We start from the raw sequence: 20,753 nt of genomic DNA on the forward strand, positions 1-20,753 counted from the left end.
AACAAATAAGGAACATACGTGCGAAATAGGAGACCATGAATCGAGAAACATGTCACGTGAATTTGCCTGAGTGACAGCAGGTTTTGAACTATCGAAGCTGGTTCCGCCTTTTGTGTGGCAACCGCGCCAGCTTTCTAATGCAAAACCTGACTTGGCTACGCTCTCACCTCTCAAGCCACCGCCACACATTCGATCTCGATATCAAACTCCATCGGCCAGGACGCCACCGGCACGAAACTCCGCGCCGGCGGGTTCACGCTGAAATACCGGGCATACACCCTGTTTATCGCGTTGTAGAAGCCGGAATTGACGGCGTAGATGCGCACCATCACCACATTGTCGAGCGAGGTGCCTGCCGCTTCCAGGCAATGTTTCAGCGCCTTCAGCGATGCCTCGGTCTGCGTTTCGATGTCGCCGCGCACCATCTCGCCGGTCACCATGTCCACGGGCGGCGTCGCCGAGATGAACACGAAGCCATTGGCCTTCACCGCCGTCGAACAGGGCAGACCGAGCGCCCGCACCTTGTCCGACATAACAGGCACTTCGATGACTTGTTTTTTCATGGTGATGCTCCCTGGGTTGGCAGGGAGCTTATCCCGGCACTGGCGGAACGCCAGTGGCAAACCCTCGGTTCAGAGCCGGAGTTCGTCACTGCCCCAGAGAATCTCGTATGGCGCTGGCGCCATCCTGTGCGATCGGCCTCACCCCTGCCGCGGATACGGCGTGCCATCCTTGTGCAAAAACCGGCCATCCGAGCTCGGGCTCATCATGTCGATGTCGGAGCAGGTGATGACATCGTCGCGATTGCGCGAGCCGACCTCGATGTAGCGCGCCGTGACCGATGAGCGGTTGATCAGGTGATGGCCGTTGCCGCTGTTCTTGGCGAAGGCAGCACTATCGCCCGCCTTGAGCAGCGTCTCGCCGCCATCCTCGACCAGCGTCAGTTCGCCTTCCAGCACATAGACGAACTCGTCCTCATGGCTGTGCCAGTGGCGCTGGCTCGACCAGCCGTCGGGCGGCAGCGTCATCAGGTTGACGCCGAAATCGCTGAGCCCGCCGGCGTCACCCAGGCGCCGCCGCGTACGCTCGGCGCAAGGGGCGCCGAACGGCGCGGGATAGCCCGAGCCTTTGCGGACGGGCACGGATGCGAGGTCGATCTTGGGCATGGGTGGCTCCATGGTGGTGGGGGAAGTCTATACGCCCGCTCACCACCAAACCATCGAAGTCAGCGCTGCCCCTCATCTGCCTGCCGGCATCTTCTCCCCGTAAACGGGGCGAAGGGGCTGTCGCGACGCCGGCTCTTCTCCGGCAGCGAACAGGATTAGCGAAGCCCGGCGCAGGCGTCTTTCTCCCCGTTTACGGGGAGAAATGCCCGGCAGGGCAATGAGGGGCAGCGCAAACGTCAAATGGATGGTGCCGCAGTGGCCGCCTCGCTCCCCTAATGCGCCGCCGCCAAATCCTTCAGATGCATCTCGTGCATCTTCAGCGTTTCGAGCGTCTTCTTGGCGAATTCCTTCAGCGCCGGGTCGTCGCCGGACTGCGCATAGGTCGAAACCATAGCCACGGCCTGCTTGTGCGCCTGCGTCTGCAAGGTGATGTATTTGGCCTGGAAGGCGTCGCCGTCGAGCGCCTTGAGCTGGTCGAGCATCGCCTGGTCGTTCGGCAGCAGCGGGGGGCCTTGCGGGGTGACGGACGCCGTGGTCTGGCTCTTTTCAAGCGCCGCCTTGAAATCTTCGCCGGCCTTGGTGTGGTCCTTGACCATCAGCGCGGCAAAATCCTTCACATCCGCCGCGACGCCTTTTTTCTCGGCCAGCTTGCTGCTTTCGATCTCGAAGCGGTCGGCGCTGGCCAGGGTCCTGGTGAAGGTTTCGGTGTCGACCTTGTTCTCGGAGACCGGCGGCACGTCGCTGGACGGCTGTTGGGAAAAGGCTGAAGGCGTTCCGGCCAGAAGGGCCAGCATGGCGGCGGCGAGATGCGGTTTCATCGAAGCGCTCCGTGAGAGGTGTCCTCGAAGGCCCAACGCGGCAGAGGCGGTGAGGTTGCCGACGCGCCGCTTCTCCCTTCCGGGAAGGGATGAAAGCGGCCTCGCGATTGCGGCGTGACCGCTCCTCTACGGGCGGCGAGGCCCCAGCAGGAAGGCCGTCATCGTTGCGCTCACGCACGCCACCGCCAACAACGCGACGACGCCCGAAGCGCCGGTCGTGCGGCGAATTGAAACAAGGTTTTCTGAAACGGGAGCATTGTGAACCAGCCCGTACAGATCGGATCTGCTGCCATGCCGAACGGAATAGGCGCGGGTCAACTCCGCACCGAGTAGAAAGATCTGTGATGAATAGTAGACCCAGAGCAGTATGACGAGCAGCCCTCCGGCCGCGCCATATGAGGAAGCGATTGCACTTGTGCCGATATACCAACCGATAAGCGACTTCCCCAATGTGAACAGAGCGGCGGTCACGACAGCACCGATCCAGACATCCCGCCATTCCAAGGCACGGTCCGGCAGGACTTTGTAGATCGCGGCAAACATCACGGTGATCAGGGAAAAGGATATCAGGGTGTTGATCGCGCTCAGAACAAATTCGCCGAACGGCAATTGAGCGCTGATCACGCCGCCCAAAGCCGAGATCGCCGCGCTCGCCACCAAGGAGACCAGCAACATAAAGCCGAGGGCGGCGACCAGGCCAAGACTTGCCGCACGGGCGCGCAAGAGCCGCGACAGCGAACTCCCTTTCGCTTCAACCTTCCATATTGCATTCAGCGCCTGCTGCATCTCGCCAAACACCGCGGAGGCGGTGACGAGCAAAGTGGCCGTGCCGATGATGGCCGCCAAGGTGCCGGATGATTTGCTGGATGCCCCTTCGAGCGCGGTTTGAAGCAGCGCCGCGCTTTCTGAACCCATCAGCCCGGAGATCTGAGCAGACAAAGCCAGCTGCGCTGCGTCATGCCCAAACGCAATGCCCGCTATCGCGATGACAATTATCAGAACCGGGGCCAGCGACGTGGCGGCATAAAAGGCCATCGCCGCGCCATGGCTAAGGGCATTGTCGTTGACAAAGCCAACCACGCTTTCTCGCACCAGGTCCCACAGGCTGCTAACTGTCGGTCGCATTTCGAATCCGTGAAGGGCGTCGAAACCGTCTCCTATCAATGCAGCGGGCCTTCCGATGTTCCGGCCGAAGCAGGCACGAGCCCCGCCTGGCTCATCGAGCAGGTGGGATAGCGACCGCTTGCCGAAAAGCATTCGAAGCTGAAGCGCGGCGACTGAAGCCGAAACGTCCTGATGTCAGTGACAACACCCCGCCCCATACTGCAGCTGCTCATGCCAATCGGGCCGGCCTTGCGGGGTAAAATCCATCAGGTTCCACAGGATCTCGCAGGTGCCGATGGCGCGCGGGTCCTGGCCGGGCTCCGGCGGCGCGAAGCCGAGCTCGGACGACCAGAAATGCCTGATGCCGTCGCCGTCGCGGTGAAACACCGACAGCAGCGGGATCTGCGCGCCGTCGGCGTCCTCGGCGTTGTAGTCGCGCTTGAAGCTGTTGGCGGCCGACGACACCAGCCGCATGTTCTTCCAGCCGCGATCGCGGCCGAGCGTGACCAGGTTTTCCAATGCGGTCTTGGCCACCACGGCAAAGTTGAAGCCGGCGGCTTCGAGGTGGCCGACGGCGCCGTCCCACTGGTCGAGCAGCGCCGTGCAGGACGGGCACGGCTGGTCCGGCCGGGCGAGCCTGGCCGTGCCGCCCGATGTCGCCACGTCGCGTGTTTCCTGGGGATGGCGCGGAAACATCATCTGGTAGAGGATGAGTGTATCCTTGCCCGGCGCGAACAGCTCCGACAGTTTTGTCTTCGCCGGCTTGCCGTCGGCATCGAGCGCATCGAAGACATAATCCTGGCGGATCAGCCCGCCCGGCGGCAGCGCCCGCCGCGCCTCGGCCACGGCTTCCATGGCGCGGCGCAGCTCGATTTCCTTCTTCAGCAGCTTTTCGCGGGCGGTGCGGTATCTGGCGGATTCGTTGGGAAAGGTGATCATGATCGGCTCCCTTAAAGTCGGCGCCGGCGTCCCGGCGCTGTTGCTCTGCGACCCAAGGACGTTTGGCGACAATCGGTTCCGACATTTTCGCACGCCGCCCGGCGACGGGAGGGGCATATCTTCCCGATGGGATGGACGAACGCTACCGCGCCGTCGGCACCGGGCAGTTCAACTCGCCTTCAGGGCAGTTGAGATAGGTCTGGAAATCCTTCAGCCGATCGTTGGTGAGCGCCGTCCGGCAATTGGCGACGACCATCGGATAGACGGTACCCGCCTGGTCGATCGGACCACCCTGGAACTTGCATTCGGCGTCGCGGAAGGCGACCCAGCCGCGCTGCGCGTCGACCAGCAACTTCTTCGATGCCGCATCGTCCTTCAGCCGGCCCTCGATCTGCTTGTAGGCGTCGTTGAGCTTCTTGTCTGCCGCGTCGAAATCCTTGCCGGCGCATTGATTCATGGTCGTCTGGTCCTGCGCGTTGGCGCAGTCGGCGGCGGCCCGCGCCGGGACGGCAAGCAGCGGAGCGGCAAGGAGCAGAGTAGCAAGGCTGGAAAGCAGAAACCGCATCGTGTTTCCTCCTGTTTCAACAAGCCCCACGCAGGCGAACCTTAGCAACCGAAGGAGTGGAGGCAAGACACGGCCTGCCGTCTTGGTGGACAGTTCCTTTCCAGATCTGCCCAGGGAACCCATCCCGAGTCACCCCTTGACCCCGCCGGCGGTGAGGCCGGAGACGATCTTGCGCTGGAAGATCAGCACCAGCACCACCAGCGGCACGGTGACGATCACCGATGCGGCCATGATGTTGCCCCACGGGATCTCGAACTGCGAGTTGCCGGAAAGCAGCGCGATCGCCACCGGCACGGTCCGCTGCGCATTGTTGGAGGTGAAGGTCAGGGCAAACAGGAACTCGTTCCAAGCACCGATAAAGGCCAGGAGCCCAGTGGTGGCCAGCGCCGGCCACATCAGCGGCAGGAAGATCCGCGTGATGATGATCCATGGCGTGGCGCCGTCCAGGATCGCCGCCTCCTCGACCTCGACCGGCAGGTCACGGACGAAGGCGGTGAGCACCCAGACGGTGAACGGCAAGGTGAAAATCATGTAGGAGAAGATCAGCGCGAACAGCGAATTGTAGAGGCCGAACATGCGCACCAGTTCGAACAGCCCGGCCAGCACCGCCACCTGCGGGAACATCGAGACCGACAGGATGGCGAGCAGCAGCGCCGAGCGGCCGCGGAAGCGGATGCGCGCCAGCGCGTAAGCGGCGGTGACGCCGAGCAGCAGCGAGATCAGGACGACCGCGCTCGAGACGACCAGCGAATTCACCAGGTTGCGCACGAAGCTGCCTTCGGTCAGCACGTTGCGGTAGTTGGCGAGGCTTGGCGTCTTCGGCCAGAGGTCGGCCTGGAACAGCTCGGTTCCCGATTTCAGGCTGGTGACGACGGCGTAGTAGAACGGGAACACCGCGACGAAGGCGATCACCGCGACCAGCAGGTAGAAGGCCGTTCGCTTCAGCATCCGCATCTCAGCGGCCTCCGTCCAGGCTGATCCGGCCGATCCGGATATAGGCGATGGAAAGCAGGGCCAGGATCAGGAAAAGCAAGGTCGAGGCGGCGGAGCCATAGGCGAACTTGTCGAACTCGAACAGGTTCTCGCGGGCGAACACCGACATCGACTTGGTGTGCCCATTGTTGGGCGTCAGCACGTAGATCAGGTCGAAGATGCGCAGCGCGTCGAGCGCGCGGAAGATCACGGCCACCATCACCGCCGGACGGATCAGCGGCAGGGTCACCCGCCAGAAGATCTGCCACGGATTGGCGCCGTCGAGCTTGGCGACCTCGATTATCTCGCCCGGCAGCATCTGCAGTGCCGCAAGGATCAGCAGCGCCATGAACGGTGTCGTCTTCCAGATGTCGACGATGAGGACGGCCACCATCGCCGTGTCGGCGCTGGCCGTCCAGGCGATCTTGCCGCTGATCAGGCCGAGGTTGACCAGCACGACATTGATGATGCCGAACTGGTCGTTGAGCATCCATTGCCACATCTTGGCCGAAACGATCGTCGGGATCGCCCACGGGATGAGGATCGCCGCCCTGACGATGCCGCGGCCGGCGAACTGGGCGTTGAGCACCAGGGCGACGATCGTGCCGAGGATCGTCTCGCAGGTCACCGAAATCACCGCGAAACGCACCGTGTTCCAGACGGCGCGCCACCAGACCGGGTCGACCAGCAGCCCGTCATGGATCACCCGGCCGCTCGGCAGGCGCAGCACCGAGAAATAATTGTCGAAGCCGACAAACCGGCGGGCATCGAGATCCGCCAGCGAGGCGTCGGTGAAGCTGAAATAGACGGTGCGGGCGAGCGGCCAGCCGGCAACGGCGGCAAGCACCAGGAGCATCGGCGCCACGAACAGCCATGCCGAGCGCACGCGCTGCGCCATCAGTCGCGATCGCTTCACAGGCGTGACGCTCACCAGCCCTTGCCTTTCAGCTTGGTCAGTCTGGCTTCGAGGTCGGCCAGATTGTCGGCGGCGCTGCCTTCGCCGGACAAGGTGTTATGCACCGCCGTCCAGAACTGGCTCGATGCTTCGTTGTATTTGATCTTGACGGTGGCGGAGGGACGCGGCACCGCGTTGAGGAATATCTGTTTCCAACGCGGCACGATCGGCTGTTGCCTGGCGATGTCGGCATCGTCGTAGAGCGCCTGGATGGTCGGCAGGTTGGATGTCTTGAGCGTCCGGAATTTCTGCATTTCTGGCGAGGCGATGAACTTGGCCAGCTCGATCGCCGCGCCGGTGTGCTTGGAATATTTGGAGACCGCAAGGTTCCAGCCACCCAGCGTCGCGACCGGCCGGGCGCCCTCACCTGTGCCGGCCGGCAAAGGCGCCACGTCGAACTTGCCCTTGATCGGCGAGGCTTCGCTGTTGCCAAGCGCATAGGCATACGGCCAGTTGCGCATGAACACGGCGTTGCCGGTCTGCCAGACGCCGCGCGATTCCTCTTCCTGATAGGCAAGCACGCCGGGCGGCGAGATGGTTCCAACCCACCCCTTGGCCATGTCGAGCGCGGCCGCCGCTTGCGGGTTATTGATGGAGACGGTGCCATCCGGCCCGATGATCTGGCCGCCGCCATTCGACATCACCCATTCGAGCGCGTTGCAGGTCAGCCCTTCATAGGCATTGCCCTGGAAGACGAAGCCCCAGATGTCCTTGTTGCCGGCCGCGCGTTCCTTATCCATGACCAGCTTGGCGGTGTCGGCCAGCTCCTTCCAGGTTGCCGGCACCTTGGCGCCGTATTTGTCGAGGAGATCCTTGCGATAGTAGAGCGCCGGCGCATCGGTGAAGATCGGCAAGGCGACGAGCTTGCCATTGACGGTCTGCGACTGGATGATCGACGGGAAATGGGCGCCGACGACATCCTTGGCCGCCGCGGTCAGGTCGACGAGCTGGCTGGCGAGTTGCGGCGCCCAGATGACGTCGGTCTGGTAGACGTCGATATCGCTGTTGCCGGCTGCAAGCCACAGTCTGTACAGGCCGAACTGGTCGGTCGTCGACGGCGGCAGGACGACGATGGAAACCTTGTTGCCGCTCTCTTTCTCGTAGCGGTCGAGTATCTCGCGAAGCACCTTGATGCCGTTGCCGGTGTCTCCCGACACGATCGAGAGGTCGACGGCGTGCACCGGAGCGGCCGAAAGCACAACACCAACCGCAAGCGCCAGAAATGCGTGGAAAAGCTTCACGGTGGCGGGTCTCCCTTTGGAGCCGGCAACGGAAACCTCCGCGCGTCAACAGCTCGTCAGATCCCCACCCAATCCCTGAATGCGGAACGACGCTTTGGGTTCCCAAAACCGCAGCGGAGCGTCCTTGACGAGGTGAGCATGGGAAGTGAAGGGGTTCGACGCTTGCAGGCCGGCATCACCTGAACGCACCCTAGCCTTCCCAGGCTACGGGCATCATCCCCAGCCGCTCGTAGAGCCGCACCGCGGCGGCATTCTCGACCGTGTTGGTCTTGAGGTCGACATGGGCCGCGCCGCGACCGCGAAAGGTGGCGAAGGCTTGCCACATCAGCGCCTCGCCGATGCCCTTGCCGCGCGCCTCGGGATGAACGGCGAGATCCTTGACGAAAGCCCTTGTCCAGCACAGCGCCGCTGCCGCCAGCCGGCCCTTGGCGTCGATGACGAGGAAGCACAGCGCCGGGTCGAATTCGGGATCGGCCGACATGCGCGGCCACCATTCGTCGAACGGGCCGTCGGCGCCGTCGTCGAACACCTCGCTCAGCAGTGCATGCAAAGGCGGCGCGTCGCCTGGCTCGAAGCAGCGCATGGCAAAACCATCCGGCCAGTGCGGTGCAACGAGCGTCTCGTCGAGAAGCTTGCGCAGCCGGATGTCGTTGAGGGCCGGCGGGCGTGGTTCAGGCATCGCGCTCAGGCGTCGGGCTGCGGACGCCGCCTGCGGTCGACACCGAGGCCGGTCGCCTCGAGCAGGCCCCTGCGCTTGGCGTCGAAATAATAGCCGGTCTGGTAGAGCCAGTCCGCCTTCTTGGCGTTGCCGCCCGCCACCAGCCAGGCGCCGCGCAGATATTTGACCGCGTATTTCAGATTGGTTTCGGCGTCGAACAGGCCCTTGGCCGGGCCGTCATAGCCCATGCCGCGCGCCGTCGCGTGCTTGATCTGCATCAGCCCCCAATGGCCATTGTTGTAGGCCTTGGGATTGAAGGTGCTCTCGCGGTTGACGACATGGCGCACCAGATCGACCGGCACCTGGTAGAGCGCGGCGTATTTGACGATCAGCCGGTCGACGTCGCCGCGCACGCCCGTATGCTCCTCCTGCGCCGGATCAACCGGCGCGGAGGGAAACTGCACCAGGGAAGCCGGGTTCTGCGGCACGACATAGGCAACCTGCTGCACCCCAGGCAGTTTCTGGCCGCTGCCGGCGACCGCCGGCACAATGAGCCCGGCGGTGGTGTAGGTCTGAGCCGCCTTGGCCGGCGGCGGCGCCTGCCAGGCGTTGGCGGTCATGACAGCGGTTACGGCGGGTGCGGCCGGCGTCGGGCCGGCAAAGGCGGCGGTCGTCGCGGCCGGCTGGGCGGCTGGATCAAGCGCCGGCGGGGTCGCTGCGCCAGGCGTCAATTCGGCGGTCTGGACGGGGGCGATGCCGGAGGATTGCGGCAGCACGGAAACCGTCTCCGGCAGCGGTATGGTGAAGCCGGCATCGCTGCCGGCAACGGTCGCGGTTTCGGTCAGGGACGGCGCGGCTTTCATCTGCGAAGTCGAGGTGCAGCCACTCATGCCGGCTGCCGCCACAATCACGCCGATCGCGATAAGGGTTTGTTTTGCTGGCAAGCCGCGCTCGGGTCCGGTTCGTCGGGATGTTAAGAAATCCCTTACACCAGCGATTCCAGGGTAGCAATCGGGGCCATCTGGTGGTTTTCGGGTGGCGAGACGCGGGCGGTGATGCCATATTGTTCCTGATATGTACCGGCGGGAATCCCGGATTTCGCCGTTTTGCGAAAAGGAGCGCATCATGGAAACGACACCGTCGATCACAGCCGGCCACGCAGTGTTAGAAACAGTGATCGGTTTCATGGGCATCGCCTGGAGCAAAAAGGGCCTGATCCGGCTCTGCCTGCCCGAACGCAGCCGTGAATCAGTGGAGCGGCGGCTGATGCGCCATGGCGGCGTTTCCGCCTCGACGGCCCAGCCGCCATGGGTGGTCGAGCTCATTGCCTCGATCAAGGCATACGCCGCCGGCGAGGACGTCGATTTCTCCGATGTCCCGGTCGATCTCGACGGCGTCGACGATTTCCGCTTGGCCATCTACGACGCGGCACGCAAGCTCAGCTATGGCGAGACAACCACTTATGGCGAACTCGCCAAGCGCGCCGGCCATGCCGGCCTGCCGCGCGAAACCGGTGCCGCCCTTGGCGCCAACCCCGTGCCGCTGGTGATCCCCTGCCACCGCATCCTGGCGGCAGGCGGCAAGATTGGCGGCTTCTCGGCGCCGGGCGGCTCCGTCACCAAGGAAAAGATGCTGGCCATGGAAGGCGTGCGCGTCGGCCCGCCCCCACCGGCGCAGGTATCCTTCGGGTTCTGAACCGCCGGCGCGGACGCTGCCCCTAATTGGCGCTGCCCCTAATTGTTGTGGAAAAATCGCCGGCGGAAATGCCGGTCATTGTCCGGCCGCTTGCAGTTGTAGACCGGGCAGGACTTGGTGTCAGCGCTCGGCACATAGGCGCGCGTCCTCACCTCGCCCATTGTGCAGAATTGCTGGCTCTGCACATAGCGGTCATAGAGCGGCAGCCCCGGCACCCGCTTCGACTGGTAGCGCAGGATGACCGCGCCTTGCCTGGCGATCGTCGACTGCACCTTGCCGCAGCTCATATGCGTCGGGTCATAGCGCGAGATGGCCTGCGCCTCGGCGGCCACCAGCGTCAGACAGGCGGCAAGCACTATGGTTTTCATGGTCTCCTCCCCTGATCCGCCGCCCACGGACAGCGCGATCTGCCACGACGGTTTCACCAGATTGGGGCGGCGGTTGGGCAGTTCTCAATCACGGCTTTCTCACGCAGTCTTGTTTTTGGAACGAAAGCAGCCTATATCAGCCCCATTGATATTTCGGCCGATCGATCCGGGCCTCGCGATCTTCGCGTTTGCTGACGTCTATCTCCAAAATCTCGATGCACACCGGCTGGACTTCGGTCCGGTCAAACCAAAGCAAATGCAAGGACTATTTTTATGGCAACTGGAACGGTCAAGTGGTTCAACGCCACCAAGGGCTTCGGCTTCATCCAGCCTGACGCGGGCGGCGCGGACGTTTTCGTCCACATCTCCGCTGTCGAGCGCGCTGGACTGTCGACCCTGGTCGAAGGCCAGAAGATCAACTTCGAGATCGAGCAGGACCGCCGCACTGGCAAGTCGTCCGCTGGATCTCTGAGCAAGGCAGCCTGATTTTGCGAATGGCGCGCGCCGGGCGAGAGCCCGGGGCGCGCGGCAAGTCACGGATGTACTGACGGTCGCGCGAGAAGCGCGCCCGGAGCGGAAAGACCCGACAAGCTGGAACAGCAGATAGCTGCCAGCCCGGACCGGACGCTCCCGATCAGGCTACCAAGCATGGGAAGGCGGGATTTATCCCGCCTTTTTGTTTGTCTGGGGTTAGGGTGCCGCAACTAACGCAATAGTCCCACCGGTGGCTTCTCGGCCGGAGGCCGCCAGCCCAACCGGGCGTGGCGCCTGTTGGCGCGCCCCGTCCGGAGCGAGCCGCGAAGCGGCGACGAGCGTGAGGACAAGGGTTTCCTATCCCGCCCACTCGATCGGCACGTGCCCCGGATCCGCCTCGACACGGCCAAGCCAGGCCATGACAGCCGGATAGGCGTCGAGCTGGAACCCGCCCTGCTCGGCCGTGTGCGTGTAGGCGTAGAGCGCGATGTCGGCGACGCTGAAGGCGTTTCCGGCGAAGAAAGCGTTGTTCTCCAGATATCTATTCATCACGCCGAGCGCCTTGTGGCCGCGCTCCAGCGTCATCGCCAACCGCTCGGGCGTCGCATCCCTGGCGCGTTCGGGGAAGGTCAGCAGCGCCTTGCGCACGGCGATATAGGGCTCGTGGCTGTATTGCTCGAAGAACAGCCATTGATAGGCGAGCCCACGCTCATACTTGTCCGCCGGCAGGAAGCGCGTGCCTTCGCCGAGATTGAGCAGGATGGCGTTGGATTCGGCCAGCCGGCGGCCGTCGTCGAGTTCGAGCAGCGGCACCATGGCGTTCGGGTTCTTGGCGACGAAATCGGCTTTTCGCGTGTCGCCAGTATGTGAACTCACCTCGATCGTGGTGAAGGCCAGGCCAAGCTTGGCCATCAGCAGGCGCGGCTTGTAGCAATTGCCGCTGTCGATCATGCTGTAGAGTATCATGGAGGGTCCCCGGAGCTGCCTTGACCAGGCGATTATCGCAGCCGCCGTGCCTTCAACCAATGATTTGTTTTGGTGGGACAATCAGCGGCGCTGATGAGAGCATCCTTCTCCCCGTTTACGGGGAGAAGTGCCCGGCAGGGCGATGAGGGGCGGCGCTGACGTTTCAAGAGGAATGATCATACAGCCGATAACAACGAAGGCTGGCGCCGCCCCTCATCTGGCTGCCGCCATCTTCTCCCCGTAGAGCGGGGAGAAGGACGCTGTGGCACCGCTTTCGCCAGTCGCCGAAGTCGCTTAGCCGAACAGCGGCACGACATTGTTCTCCCTGCCCAGCAGAGCATCGACTGATAGCGGCTCTTCGTTGAAGATGGTGCCGGCCAGCGCCGGACGGGCGAGGAGATAACCCTGCAGCAGGTCGACGCCGCCGTCGAGCGCGACGCGCAGGTGGACGGGCTGCTCGATGCCTTCGACCAGCACCCTGGCGCCACGGTCATGCAGGCTGGAGACCAGCGGGCGGAAGAAGCGTTCGGCGGCGGCATGGCGGCAGAACTGCGCGAACCAGCCGCCATCGATCTTGACGATGTCGGGCTGAAGCAGGCTCACCCGCTCCTCGGTCGAATGGCCGGTGCCGAAATCGTCGATGGCGATGCGGATGCCGTCGCGCCGCATCTCCCGCACCAGCCGCGCCAGAAGCGCGTCGTCCGCCGCCTGTTCGGTGATCTCGCAGACCAGCATGCTAGGGGCGAGGCCGAGCTCGCCCAGATGCCGGCTCATCAGCCGGATCTCGGCCAGCGCCCGCCCGGAATGGTCGTTGACCATCGGATTGTAGTTGAAGAACAGATCGAGCCCGTCGACGCCGATATTGTGGAAGTTCCTGAGATGCAGCACCCGGCACATGGTCTCGACAAACAGCCGGTCCGCCGGGGCAACGCTTTCGAAGAACGCCCGCGCCGACCCTGCCCTGCCGGCGCGGTGCGGCTCGATCAGGCCCTCGACCGCCACCGCGTGCAGCGATCGCCCAAGCGGCGCGAAGATCGGCTGGTAGGCACTGCGCAGGCGGAACTCGCCGTGGACGCCGTATTCGATGCCTATCTCGTCGACGAAGATCGCCTTGCCGACATTGCGCCGCCGCTCGATCCTCATGGCGCGACCCTGCGCCCGAAGGCTTTTGCCGGCCGCGCTGCACGTGGGGCGACGGCGGTGGACGCATCGCTTGCGGCCGCAACCGGGTCCGGAGTTTTTCCGAAAACACGGAAACTCGTCGGCGCCAGTTCCGGCCGCGCAAGCACGAAACCCTGGACCATGGAAGCGCCGGATTTCTCGGCGAGTTCCAGCTGCCACCTTTCCTCGATGCCCTCGAACACCGTGCGGATGCCTTGTTCCTCGAAGCTTTTGACCATCGTCGTCAACAGCGCGAAGCCGGCGCCGGACTCCATCAGCTGCGTGATCCAGGTGGCGTCGAACTTGACGATGTCGGGCCGCAATTCCTTGATGCGGTTGATATCGGAATCGTCGGCGCCATAGTCATCGACGGCGATGCGAAACCCGTTGCCCCGCAACGCCGCGACGAAGCTGTGCAGGACCTCCTGCGAAGCCGACCTCTGCTCGGTCACTTCGCACACGACGCGGCCCGGATCGATGCCGGCCTCGTGCAGCACCAGCCGCATTTCGCGCAGGGCATTGTCGGCAATCGACCGCTCGGTGAACACCGACGGGTCGAAATTGATGAAGATCGACGCCTCCTGCGGCAGGCAGGCGCCGGCATTGAGCAGATGCAACGTCCTGGTCAGCGCTTCGACATGCAGGCGGTCGGCGGCCGGACAGGTCGAGAAGAAGGCCATCGGCGATTGCGGCTCGCCGTCGCGAAACGGCCGGATCAGCCCTTCGAAGGCGGCAATCGACAGCTTGCCCTGGTTGAAGGCGAAGATCGGCTGGAAGGCGCTCTGCAGCGTGTAGATGCCCCAGAGACCTGACGAGGTGCCGTCATCATGACGGATGATATGGGCAAGCCCGACGCTGCGTGACAAGGGTCCCTCGCTCCGCGAAATGGCGGAATGGATTGCGATCCTGCCACTCAAGCCCTTACCGCCCGTTAATGAATTTTTTGTTGCCGCTCACAGGTGGCAATCACGGCTCCTTGAGGTCTGGATCAGCCGACAAAGCTTGCACTGAGCGGAATCATGCGACATGAGAAGCGCCGCGGCCGCTCCTGGCCGCGCCGATCTTCTCAAGGAGAGATATCTGGTCATGGCCTTTCTTGCCGACACCCTTTCCCGCGTAAAGCCTTCCGCCACCATCGCGGTGACGCAGAAAGCGCGCGAGCTGAAAAATGCCGGCCGTGACATTATCGGCCTCGGCGCCGGCGAACCGGATTTCGACACGCCCGACAACATCAAGAATGCGGCGATCGAAGCCATCCGCCGTGGCGAGACCAAGTACCCGCCGGTTTCGGGCATCGTGCCGCTGCGCGAGGCGATCGCAAAAAAATTCAAGCGCGAGAACAATCTCGACTACAAGCCCGAGCAGACCATTGTCGGCACCGGCGGCAAGCAGATCCTGTTCAACGCCTTCATGGCGACATTGAACCCCGGCGACGAGGTCATCATCCCCCGCCCCTACTGGGTCAGCTACCCCGAAATGGTGGCGATCTGCGGCGGCACGTCGGTGTTCGCCGACACCTCGATCGAGAATGGTTTCAAGCTGACGCCCGAAGTGCTGGAAAAGGCGATCACCCCGAAGACCAAATGGCTGCTGATGAACTCGCCGTCCAACCCGTCGGGCGCGGCCTACACGCAAGCCGAACTGCGCGCGCTGGCCGACGTGCTGTTGAAGCATCCGCATGTCTGGACGCTGACCGATGACATGTACGAGCACCTGACCTATGGCGACTTCGTCTTCAAGACCATCGCCGAGGTCGAGCCGAAGCTCTATGAGCGCACGCTGACCATGAACGGCGTGTCGAAAGCCTATGCCATGACTGGCTGGCGCATCGGCTATGCCGCCGGTCCGGTCCAACTGATCAAGGCGATGGACATGATCCAGGGCCAGCAGACCTCGGGCGCCTGCACCATCGCGCAATGGGCTTCCGTCGAGGCGCTCAACGGCCCGCAGGACTTCATCGCCAGGAACAAGGCGATCTTCCAAGGGCGGCGCGACCTCGTCGTCTCGATGCTCAACCAGGCGCGCGGCATCACGTGCCCGTCGCCGGAAGGCGCCTTCTATGTCTATCCTTCCTGCGCCCAGCTGATCGGCAAGAAGACCAAGGCCGGCAAGGTGATCGACACGGACGAGGCCTTCTGCTCGGAACTGCTCGAGGCGGAAGGCGTGGCGGTGGTGTTCGGCTCGGCCTTCGGCCTCGGCCCCAACTTCCGCATCTCCTATGCGACCTCGGATGCACTGCTGGAGGAAGCCTGCACGCGCATCCAGCGCTTCACGGCATCGCTGACCTGATCAGATCGATCTGACGACAAAAGAAACCCGGCGCCATCATCGCCGGGTTGTTGTTGGCGGCCAGGCACCTTACGCCTGCTGCTTTGCTTGCCTGGCCGAACGCGCCTCGGCCGGCGCCAGGACCATGATCAGCAGAGCGGCGGTGAGGAACGCGGCGATCGCCGCCGTCAGCATTGCGGCGTGGAAGCCGCCGGCATAGGCGGTGGCGAACAGCCGATGCACGCCATCCTCGCCGATTGCCGCGTCGGTCGCGAAATCATGCCGTGATATGGCGGCACGCGCCACCGCTTCGGCATTGCCGACACCGGCGTCACCGAGATATCCGGTCAAGAGGCTCGTCGCCCGCATGCTCATCAGCGCGCCTAGCAGCGCGATGCCGATGGCCAGCCCGCCCTGGCGGGTGGCGTTGATGACGGCCGACACCATGCCGGAGCGCTCGCGCGGCGCGTAGGACATTGCGGCGGCACTGCCGGTCGGTATCGCCAGCGAGTTGCCGAGACCGTTGATGATGAACAGCGCGCAGAGCAGCGCGTATGGCGTCGACGGCCCGGCCCAGCACATGCCGAGCATCGAAAGCCCGATCAGCACGTAGCCCGCCGTCATCAAGAGCGAATGCCCATAGCGGGCGCTCAGCCGGCCGATCCAGGGCGACACGACGATCTGGATAAGAAAGGCCGGCGCCATGCGCAGGCCGGTCTGCGTCGGCGACCAGCCCTGCACCTGCTGCAGGAACATCGAGAAGAAGAACACGCAGCTGTAGGAGGTGAAGCCGAGCGCGAACGAGGCGACGTTGGCGACGGCAAAGCGCACGTTGCGGAACAGGCCAAGCGGCAGCATGGGCCGTGGCGTGCGCGCCTCGAAGCCAAGGAAGACCACCAGGCCGACGACGCCGGCAAGGATGGCCGTGATGGTCCAGGTGTCGCCCCAGCCGCTCTCGCCGGCCGAGATCAGGCCGAAGGTCAGCGCGCCAAGCCACAGGATCGAGAGCGCCAGGCCGACAAGGTCGAGATGGGCATGTTCGGGATGCGCCGTCTCCTCGATCGACACAGCGCCCAGCGCGATGGTGAAAAGGCCGAGCGGCAAATTGATCAGGAAGATGCTCTGCCAGCCGACCGTCTGCACCAGAATGCCGCCAAGCACCGGGCCGACGACCAGAGAAACCGCGGCGAACGAGGCCCAGCCGCCGATGACGCCGGCCCGCTGGCGCGGATCGGCGAAGGCCTGCGTCAGGATCGACAACGCGCCTGGAATGAGCAGCGAGCCGGCGATGCCTTGCACCACCCGGCCGGCGAGCAGCGTCGGCAAATTGGGCGCGACGGCACAGATCAGCGAACCGGCAACGAAGATGCCGACGCCGGCCAACCATGAGCGCTTGCGGCCATAGCGGTCGCCGATCAGCCCCGACGACAGCATGAAGGCCGACAGGCACAGCGTGTAGGCATCGACCACCCATTGCATGCCGCCGAAATCGGTGTGCAGCGCCTGCTGGATGGTCGGCAACGCGACATTGACGATGCTGACGTCGAGCAAAGCGACAAACGTGCCGAGATAGACGGCGGCGACGAGCGGCAGGCGATTCTTCGGCATGGTCCATCCCAACATGAAACGTGCAGAGCTCGCTGCAAACCTTTCCGCTCTGTTCCTCAGGATGGTGCGGCCCGAATAGGCCTGCCGTCCGCGGATGGCCAGGACTCAGCTGCCATATTGCTCGCCGGAAACCGCTTCCAGCCAATCGGCATGGACGCCGTCGCGCGCTTCCTGCATGGCGATATGCGTCATCGCCGTCTTCGGCCCGGCGCCATGCCAGTGCTTTTCGTCGGGCGCGAACCAGATCACGTCGCCTGCCCTGATCTCCTGGACCGGCCCGCCCCATGTCTGGGCAAGCCCGGCGCCCGAGGTGACGTAGAGCGTCTGACCGAGCGGATGTGTGTGCCAGTGGGTGCGCGCCCCCGGTTCGAAGCTGACCAGTGTCGCCCTCAGTCGCGCCGGCGCCTCCGCCTCGATGATCGGCGTCTGCAGAACCCGGCCGGTGAAGTATTTTTCCGGCGCTATGATGGTCGACACGCTGCCGCAAGCAATGATCTTCATCGTCTGACCCTGAAACTGGTGGTGAAGCGACCGGCCGCAAACGCCGCTGCTCGTCGAGGCAAACGCATTGTCGGCCGATATCGCCCGAGGCGCAACCGGCTGTTTCGGCTGCCTGGCGGAAGAAGCGGTTTTCTCTCCTTAACCATGAACCTTTCACCATCGTGGCGGAAGGCGTGGAGACGCAGGAAGAGTTCGCGCTGGCCAAGGCCGCCGGCTGCAACCGTTTCCAGGGCTACTTCTTTGGCAGGCCGGCGCCGCGCGACAAGGCGCCCTTTCGCGCCATCGATGCCGAACCCCTGGCGCTGAGCGCCTGAGACCACCACACGGCAGCGGATTTCTATTTTCCTTGCCCTGCCGGCAAACAAGTGGGACGATGCTTCAGGGCAGGTGGCAACAGGAAAAGAACCCCGCCCGCGACGGTCGAACAGGCCGGCCGCCGCTCAGGACCGACTGACCACGCCTGAACCATGCTAGCAGTCGGTCCCTAGGGAAACGCCTGAGTGGAGGTCAGCCATGGGTACTCGCGCCGGAGGACGACGCACGGGACCGAAATGCATTGCCATAGTCGGTCCCTTTGCAAGCGGTAAGACGACACTTCTCGAAGCTATATTGGCCCGCACGGGCGCCATCCCCCGACAAAATCCCGTTTCATCAGGTAGCACCGTCTCGGATCATTCGCCGGAGGCGCGCGCCCACGCCATGAGCGTCGAGGCGACGATCGCCACCACCGAATTCATGGGCGAGCAGATCACCTTCGTCGATTGTCCCGGCTCGATCGAATTCTCCTTCGAGGCCGAGCCGGTGCTGGCCGCCTGCGACCTCGCGGTGGTCGTTGCCGAGGCCGACGAAAAGAAGATCCCTGCCCTGCAGCTCATCATCCGCAAGCTCGACGATCTCGGCGTGCCGCGGATCCTGTTCCTCAACAAGGTCGACAAGGCGATTTCAGGCGTACGCGACACGCTGAAGATGCTGCAGCCGGCAAGCTCGGTGCCGCTGTTGCTGCGCCAGATTCCGCTGCGCAAGGACGGCGTCGTCATCGGCTCGATCGATCTGGCGCTGGAACGCGCCTACATCTACCGCGAATATGCCGAAAGCGAGGTGGCTCAGATACCGGGCGACGACAAGGCGCGCGAATTGGAGGCGCGCTTCTCCATGCTCGAGACCCTGGCCGACCACGACGACCAGCTGATGGAACAGTTGCTCGAGGAGATCGAACCGCCGAAGGACGCGATCTTCGACGACCTCGCCGCCGACCTGCGCGAAGGCGTGGTGACGCCGGTGCTGATCGGCACCGCCGAAAAGGGCAATGGGGTGCTGCGCCTCTTGAAGGCGATCCGCCACGACGCACCCGACATCGAGGCGACCCGCAAGCGGCTTGGTGCCTCGGACGGCGGGGCCACCGTGGTCCAGGTGATGAAGACCATCCACACGCCGCATGGCGGCAAGCTGTCGGTGTCGCGCATCCTGTCCGGCCAGGTCGCCGACGGCTCCGAGCTGTGGCTGCCCGGCGGCGACACCGCCAAGGTTTCCGGCATCTACAAGATGCTCGGCAAGGATCAGTTCAAGCTCACCGCCGCCAAGGCCGGCGACACGGTGGCGCTGGGCAAGCTGGACGAGGTCAAGACCGGCCAGACGCTGACCTCGGCCAAGGGCGGCACCAAACAGCTGTTCACGTTCGAGCCGCCGCAGCCGGTCTTCGCCTTCGCGCTGCGGCCGAAGGAACGCAAGGACGAGGTCAAGATGTCGGCCGCCATCCAGCGGCTGGCCGAGGAAGATCCCTCGCTCAGCCTGCGCCACAACCAGGACTCGGCCGAGACGGTGCTGTCGGGCCATGGCGAAATGCATCTGCGCGTCGTGCGCGAGCGGCTGGAGGGCAAGAACCAGATCCCCGTCGAAGGCCACGCGCCCGCGGTGCCCTACCGCGAGACGATCCGCAAATCGGCGCAGCAGCGCGGCCGCCACAAGAAGCAGTCGGGCGGCCATGGCCAGTTCGGCGATGTGGTGATCGAGATCAAGCCGCTGCCGCGCGGCTCAGGCTTCCAGTTCACCGACACCATCACCGGCGGCGTCGTGCCGAAGACCTACATCCAGTCGGTGGAGACAGGCATACGCGACTACTTGAAGAACGGCCCGCTCGGCTTCCCCGTCGTCGACGTCGCCGTCAACCTGTCGGACGGCTCCTACCATGCGGTGGATTCCTCCGACATGGCCTTCCAGATGGCAGCGAAGCTCGCGATGAAGGAAGGCATGGCCGCCTGCTCGCCGGTGCTGCTCGAGCCGGTGATGAAGGTCGAGATCGTCACGCCGTCCGACGCGACGTCGAAGATCATCGCGCTGATCCCGCAGCGGCGCGGCCAGATCCTCGGCTATGACGCGCGGCTGGGATGGCCGGGATGGGACGTCGTCGAGGCGACCATGCCGCAGGCCGAGATCGGCGACCTGATCATCGAACTGCGCTCGGCGACCGCGGGCGTCGCCAGCTATCGCGCCGTCTTCGACCATATGGCCGAACTCACCGGCCGTCTCGCCGACGAAGCGATGAATACCAACGGCAAGGCCGCCTGATCCTGATTTCGACACACCATCCCCTCGAACCCTTGTTCGAGGGGATAAATACCAAAAACGACGCCCGGGGAGCCGGACGTCGTTTTGTTTGCGGACCGTTTTCTCGGGAGGGGAAACGGCAGGCCCGCCGCATGTACAGTCGCCGCTTTCGGCGGAAAAGGGTTCGGACGCGGTAGCCGCCTGAGCCCGGGCCGTACGAGTGATGCCCCCATCTCCCGTCCGAACCACACCGCGTCCTAGCCTCTTCATAGCAGCGGAAGGCATCGTTGTCATGTTACCAGAGGTTACATGACACTGTTACGCGGCAATTCTCGTGGAATTCCCAGCCATCCCGGCAGGGTCCGGGCAACAAAAAAGCCGGATCAGTGAAGATCCGGCTGAGTTTGATTGGAAGTGCCTGTTAAGGCTAACCTCCAGAGGGGAACACTCAAGGGCGCTAATGGGAGGAGAACGCGCCCAGGAGATGATCTATATATGTGCTCAACATGCCCAAGAAACAAGCATCTATTTTGCAACACACGCATGCAAAAAGACATAGGCTGTGGTCCAACCCATTCCACGAGCCAATAGGACCAGCAGAATCGTCAAAAATGGGGCGCTCAACCACGCAATCGTCACTACAGAAGCGTGAATCGCGACCGGTTTTCGCCCCAAACCACCAAAATTACGCAATGATGTCGAAGCAGGCAGCAGACGTCCATTTCTGAGGCAATCGGAGAGAAAGCAGCC

At 63.8% G+C, this 20,753-nt stretch carries 22 protein-coding genes; 5 read left to right on the forward strand and 17 right to left on the reverse strand.

Annotated elements, in window-relative coordinates; translation table 11 throughout:
* Positions 1–170 precede the first annotated feature (170 nt).
* From FJV80_RS23325 to FJV80_RS23375, 11 genes are all read right to left on the reverse strand, one after another.
* Positions 171–563, reverse strand: coding sequence for a RidA family protein (locus tag FJV80_RS23325; RefSeq protein WP_142877517.1), 393 nt, complete (start codon positions 561–563; stop codon positions 171–173).
* 138 nt (positions 564–701) lie between these two features.
* On the reverse strand, positions 702–1,166 hold the full coding sequence (locus FJV80_RS23330) for a cupin domain-containing protein (protein WP_142877518.1): 465 nt from the start codon (positions 1,164–1,166) through the stop codon (positions 702–704).
* A gap of 272 nt (positions 1,167–1,438) precedes the next feature.
* A complete protein-coding gene (locus FJV80_RS23335) occupies positions 1,439–1,984 on the reverse strand; it encodes a DUF4142 domain-containing protein (RefSeq protein WP_142877519.1) in 546 nt (181 codons plus the stop codon).
* Between the two features lie 126 nt (positions 1,985–2,110).
* Complete coding sequence (locus tag FJV80_RS23340) at positions 2,111–3,109, reverse strand: YihY/virulence factor BrkB family protein (RefSeq protein ID WP_142877520.1); 999 nt, start codon at positions 3,107–3,109, stop codon at positions 2,111–2,113.
* Positions 3,110–3,283: 174 nt separating this feature from the next.
* Entirely contained in the window at positions 3,284–4,027 is a 744-nt protein-coding gene (locus tag FJV80_RS23345) for a DUF899 family protein (RefSeq protein ID WP_142877521.1), read from the reverse strand.
* Between the two features lie 142 nt (positions 4,028–4,169).
* On the reverse strand, positions 4,170–4,592 hold the full coding sequence (locus FJV80_RS23350; RefSeq protein WP_142877522.1) for a lysozyme inhibitor LprI family protein: 423 nt from the start codon (positions 4,590–4,592) through the stop codon (positions 4,170–4,172).
* Between the two features lie 129 nt (positions 4,593–4,721).
* Complete coding sequence (locus tag FJV80_RS23355; RefSeq protein ID WP_142877523.1) at positions 4,722–5,546, reverse strand: carbohydrate ABC transporter permease; 825 nt, start codon at positions 5,544–5,546, stop codon at positions 4,722–4,724.
* A 1-nt stretch (position 5,547) separates the two neighbouring features.
* Positions 5,548–6,462, reverse strand: a complete 915-nt coding sequence (locus tag FJV80_RS23360; protein ID WP_142877561.1) for a sugar ABC transporter permease — start codon at positions 6,460–6,462, stop codon at positions 5,548–5,550.
* Between the two features lie 29 nt (positions 6,463–6,491).
* Positions 6,492–7,760: an ABC transporter substrate-binding protein gene (locus tag FJV80_RS23365; RefSeq protein WP_142877524.1), complete on the reverse strand. Its 1,269-nt coding sequence runs from the start codon at positions 7,758–7,760 to the stop codon at positions 6,492–6,494.
* Positions 7,761–7,950: 190 nt separating this feature from the next.
* Complete coding sequence (locus FJV80_RS23370; protein WP_142877525.1) at positions 7,951–8,439, reverse strand: GNAT family N-acetyltransferase; 489 nt, start codon at positions 8,437–8,439, stop codon at positions 7,951–7,953.
* Positions 8,440–8,444: 5 nt separating this feature from the next.
* Positions 8,445–9,362, reverse strand: a complete 918-nt coding sequence (locus FJV80_RS23375; protein WP_142877526.1) for a lytic transglycosylase domain-containing protein — start codon at positions 9,360–9,362, stop codon at positions 8,445–8,447.
* Between the two features lie 181 nt (positions 9,363–9,543).
* Here FJV80_RS23375 and FJV80_RS23380 point away from each other — a divergent pair, with 181 nt between their 5' ends.
* Positions 9,544–10,113, forward strand: coding sequence for a methylated-DNA--[protein]-cysteine S-methyltransferase (locus FJV80_RS23380; RefSeq protein ID WP_095789118.1), 570 nt, complete (start codon positions 9,544–9,546; stop codon positions 10,111–10,113).
* A 38-nt stretch (positions 10,114–10,151) separates the two neighbouring features.
* Here the strand turns inward: FJV80_RS23380 and FJV80_RS23385 are convergent, their stop codons facing one another.
* Positions 10,152–10,481, reverse strand: coding sequence for a hypothetical protein (locus FJV80_RS23385; RefSeq protein WP_064989843.1), 330 nt, complete (start codon positions 10,479–10,481; stop codon positions 10,152–10,154).
* A gap of 273 nt (positions 10,482–10,754) precedes the next feature.
* On the opposite strand from FJV80_RS23385, the gene FJV80_RS23390 reads away from it, so the two are divergent.
* Positions 10,755–10,967: a cold-shock protein gene (locus FJV80_RS23390; protein ID WP_010910991.1), complete on the forward strand. Its 213-nt coding sequence runs from the start codon at positions 10,755–10,757 to the stop codon at positions 10,965–10,967.
* Positions 10,968–11,312: 345 nt separating this feature from the next.
* On the opposite strand, the gene FJV80_RS23395 is transcribed toward FJV80_RS23390, so the two are convergent.
* From FJV80_RS23395 to FJV80_RS23405, 3 genes are all read right to left on the reverse strand, one after another.
* A complete protein-coding gene (locus FJV80_RS23395; protein WP_142877527.1) occupies positions 11,313–11,921 on the reverse strand; it encodes a glutathione S-transferase family protein in 609 nt (202 codons plus the stop codon).
* Between the two features lie 294 nt (positions 11,922–12,215).
* Positions 12,216–13,064 carry an EAL domain-containing protein gene (locus tag FJV80_RS23400; RefSeq protein ID WP_095773607.1) on the reverse strand — a complete coding sequence of 283 codons (849 nt, stop codon included), beginning with the start codon at positions 13,062–13,064 and terminating at the stop codon, positions 12,216–12,218.
* Positions 13,061–13,948: an EAL domain-containing protein gene (locus FJV80_RS23405; RefSeq protein ID WP_095789117.1), complete on the reverse strand. Its 888-nt coding sequence runs from the start codon at positions 13,946–13,948 to the stop codon at positions 13,061–13,063. Before FJV80_RS23405 ends, FJV80_RS23400 begins: the two co-directional genes overlap by 4 nt.
* 220 nt (positions 13,949–14,168) lie before the next feature.
* Here FJV80_RS23405 and FJV80_RS23410 point away from each other — a divergent pair, with 220 nt between their 5' ends.
* Entirely contained in the window at positions 14,169–15,371 is a 1,203-nt protein-coding gene (locus FJV80_RS23410) for a pyridoxal phosphate-dependent aminotransferase (RefSeq protein WP_095773722.1), read from the forward strand.
* Positions 15,372–15,440: 69 nt separating this feature from the next.
* On the opposite strand, the gene FJV80_RS23415 is transcribed toward FJV80_RS23410, so the two are convergent.
* Positions 15,441–16,958, reverse strand: a complete 1,518-nt coding sequence (locus FJV80_RS23415) for an MFS transporter (protein ID WP_142877528.1) — start codon at positions 16,956–16,958, stop codon at positions 15,441–15,443.
* 105 nt (positions 16,959–17,063) lie between these two features.
* Complete coding sequence (locus FJV80_RS23420) at positions 17,064–17,459, reverse strand: cupin domain-containing protein (RefSeq protein WP_095789115.1); 396 nt, start codon at positions 17,457–17,459, stop codon at positions 17,064–17,066.
* A gap of 161 nt (positions 17,460–17,620) precedes the next feature.
* Here FJV80_RS23420 and FJV80_RS35250 point away from each other — a divergent pair, with 161 nt between their 5' ends.
* Both FJV80_RS35250 and FJV80_RS23430 read left to right on the forward strand, forming a co-directional pair.
* Positions 17,621–17,773 (forward strand): EAL domain-containing protein, encoded by a 153-nt coding sequence (locus tag FJV80_RS35250; RefSeq protein ID WP_245437788.1) that lies wholly within the window; start codon positions 17,621–17,623, stop codon positions 17,771–17,773.
* A 199-nt stretch (positions 17,774–17,972) separates the two neighbouring features.
* Positions 17,973–20,024, forward strand: coding sequence for an elongation factor G (locus FJV80_RS23430; RefSeq protein WP_142877529.1), 2,052 nt, complete (start codon positions 17,973–17,975; stop codon positions 20,022–20,024).
* Positions 20,025–20,753 lie beyond the last annotated feature (729 nt).

The organism is Mesorhizobium sp. WSM4310, assembly GCF_007003935.1.
Taxonomy (GTDB): Bacteria; Pseudomonadota; Alphaproteobacteria; order Rhizobiales; family Rhizobiaceae; genus Mesorhizobium.

Excerpts from the sequence above, each read along its gene's own strand:
- FJV80_RS23325 (WP_142877517.1), bottom strand. The coding sequence starts at position 563 with ATGAAAAAACAAGTCATCGAAGTGCCTGTTATGTCGGACAAGGTGCGG.
- FJV80_RS23330 (WP_142877518.1), bottom strand. The coding sequence starts at position 1,166 with ATGCCCAAGATCGACCTCGCATCCGTGCCCGTCCGCAAAGGCTCGGGC.
- FJV80_RS23335 (WP_142877519.1), bottom strand. The coding sequence starts at position 1,984 with ATGAAACCGCATCTCGCCGCCGCCATGCTGGCCCTTCTGGCCGGAACG.
- FJV80_RS23340 (WP_142877520.1), bottom strand. The coding sequence starts at position 3,109 with ATGCGACCGACAGTTAGCAGCCTGTGGGACCTGGTGCGAGAAAGCGTG.
- FJV80_RS23345 (WP_142877521.1), bottom strand. The coding sequence starts at position 4,027 with ATGATCACCTTTCCCAACGAATCCGCCAGATACCGCACCGCCCGCGAA.
- FJV80_RS23350 (WP_142877522.1), bottom strand. The coding sequence starts at position 4,592 with ATGCGGTTTCTGCTTTCCAGCCTTGCTACTCTGCTCCTTGCCGCTCCG.
- FJV80_RS23355 (WP_142877523.1), bottom strand. The coding sequence starts at position 5,546 with ATGCGGATGCTGAAGCGAACGGCCTTCTACCTGCTGGTCGCGGTGATC.
- FJV80_RS23360 (WP_142877561.1), bottom strand. The coding sequence starts at position 6,462 with ATGGCGCAGCGCGTGCGCTCGGCATGGCTGTTCGTGGCGCCGATGCTC.
- FJV80_RS23370 (WP_142877525.1), bottom strand. The coding sequence starts at position 8,439 with ATGCCTGAACCACGCCCGCCGGCCCTCAACGACATCCGGCTGCGCAAG.
- FJV80_RS23380 (WP_095789118.1), top strand. The coding sequence starts at position 9,544 with ATGGAAACGACACCGTCGATCACAGCCGGCCACGCAGTGTTAGAAACA.
- FJV80_RS23385 (WP_064989843.1), bottom strand. The coding sequence starts at position 10,481 with ATGAAAACCATAGTGCTTGCCGCCTGTCTGACGCTGGTGGCCGCCGAG.
- FJV80_RS23390 (WP_010910991.1), top strand. The coding sequence starts at position 10,755 with ATGGCAACTGGAACGGTCAAGTGGTTCAACGCCACCAAGGGCTTCGGC.
- FJV80_RS23395 (WP_142877527.1), bottom strand. The coding sequence starts at position 11,921 with ATGATACTCTACAGCATGATCGACAGCGGCAATTGCTACAAGCCGCGC.
- FJV80_RS23400 (WP_095773607.1), bottom strand. The coding sequence starts at position 13,064 with ATGAGGATCGAGCGGCGGCGCAATGTCGGCAAGGCGATCTTCGTCGAC.
- FJV80_RS23410 (WP_095773722.1), top strand. The coding sequence starts at position 14,169 with ATGGCCTTTCTTGCCGACACCCTTTCCCGCGTAAAGCCTTCCGCCACC.
- FJV80_RS23415 (WP_142877528.1), bottom strand. The coding sequence starts at position 16,958 with ATGCCGAAGAATCGCCTGCCGCTCGTCGCCGCCGTCTATCTCGGCACG.
- FJV80_RS23420 (WP_095789115.1), bottom strand. The coding sequence starts at position 17,459 with ATGAAGATCATTGCTTGCGGCAGCGTGTCGACCATCATAGCGCCGGAA.
- FJV80_RS23430 (WP_142877529.1), top strand. The coding sequence starts at position 17,973 with ATGGGTACTCGCGCCGGAGGACGACGCACGGGACCGAAATGCATTGCC.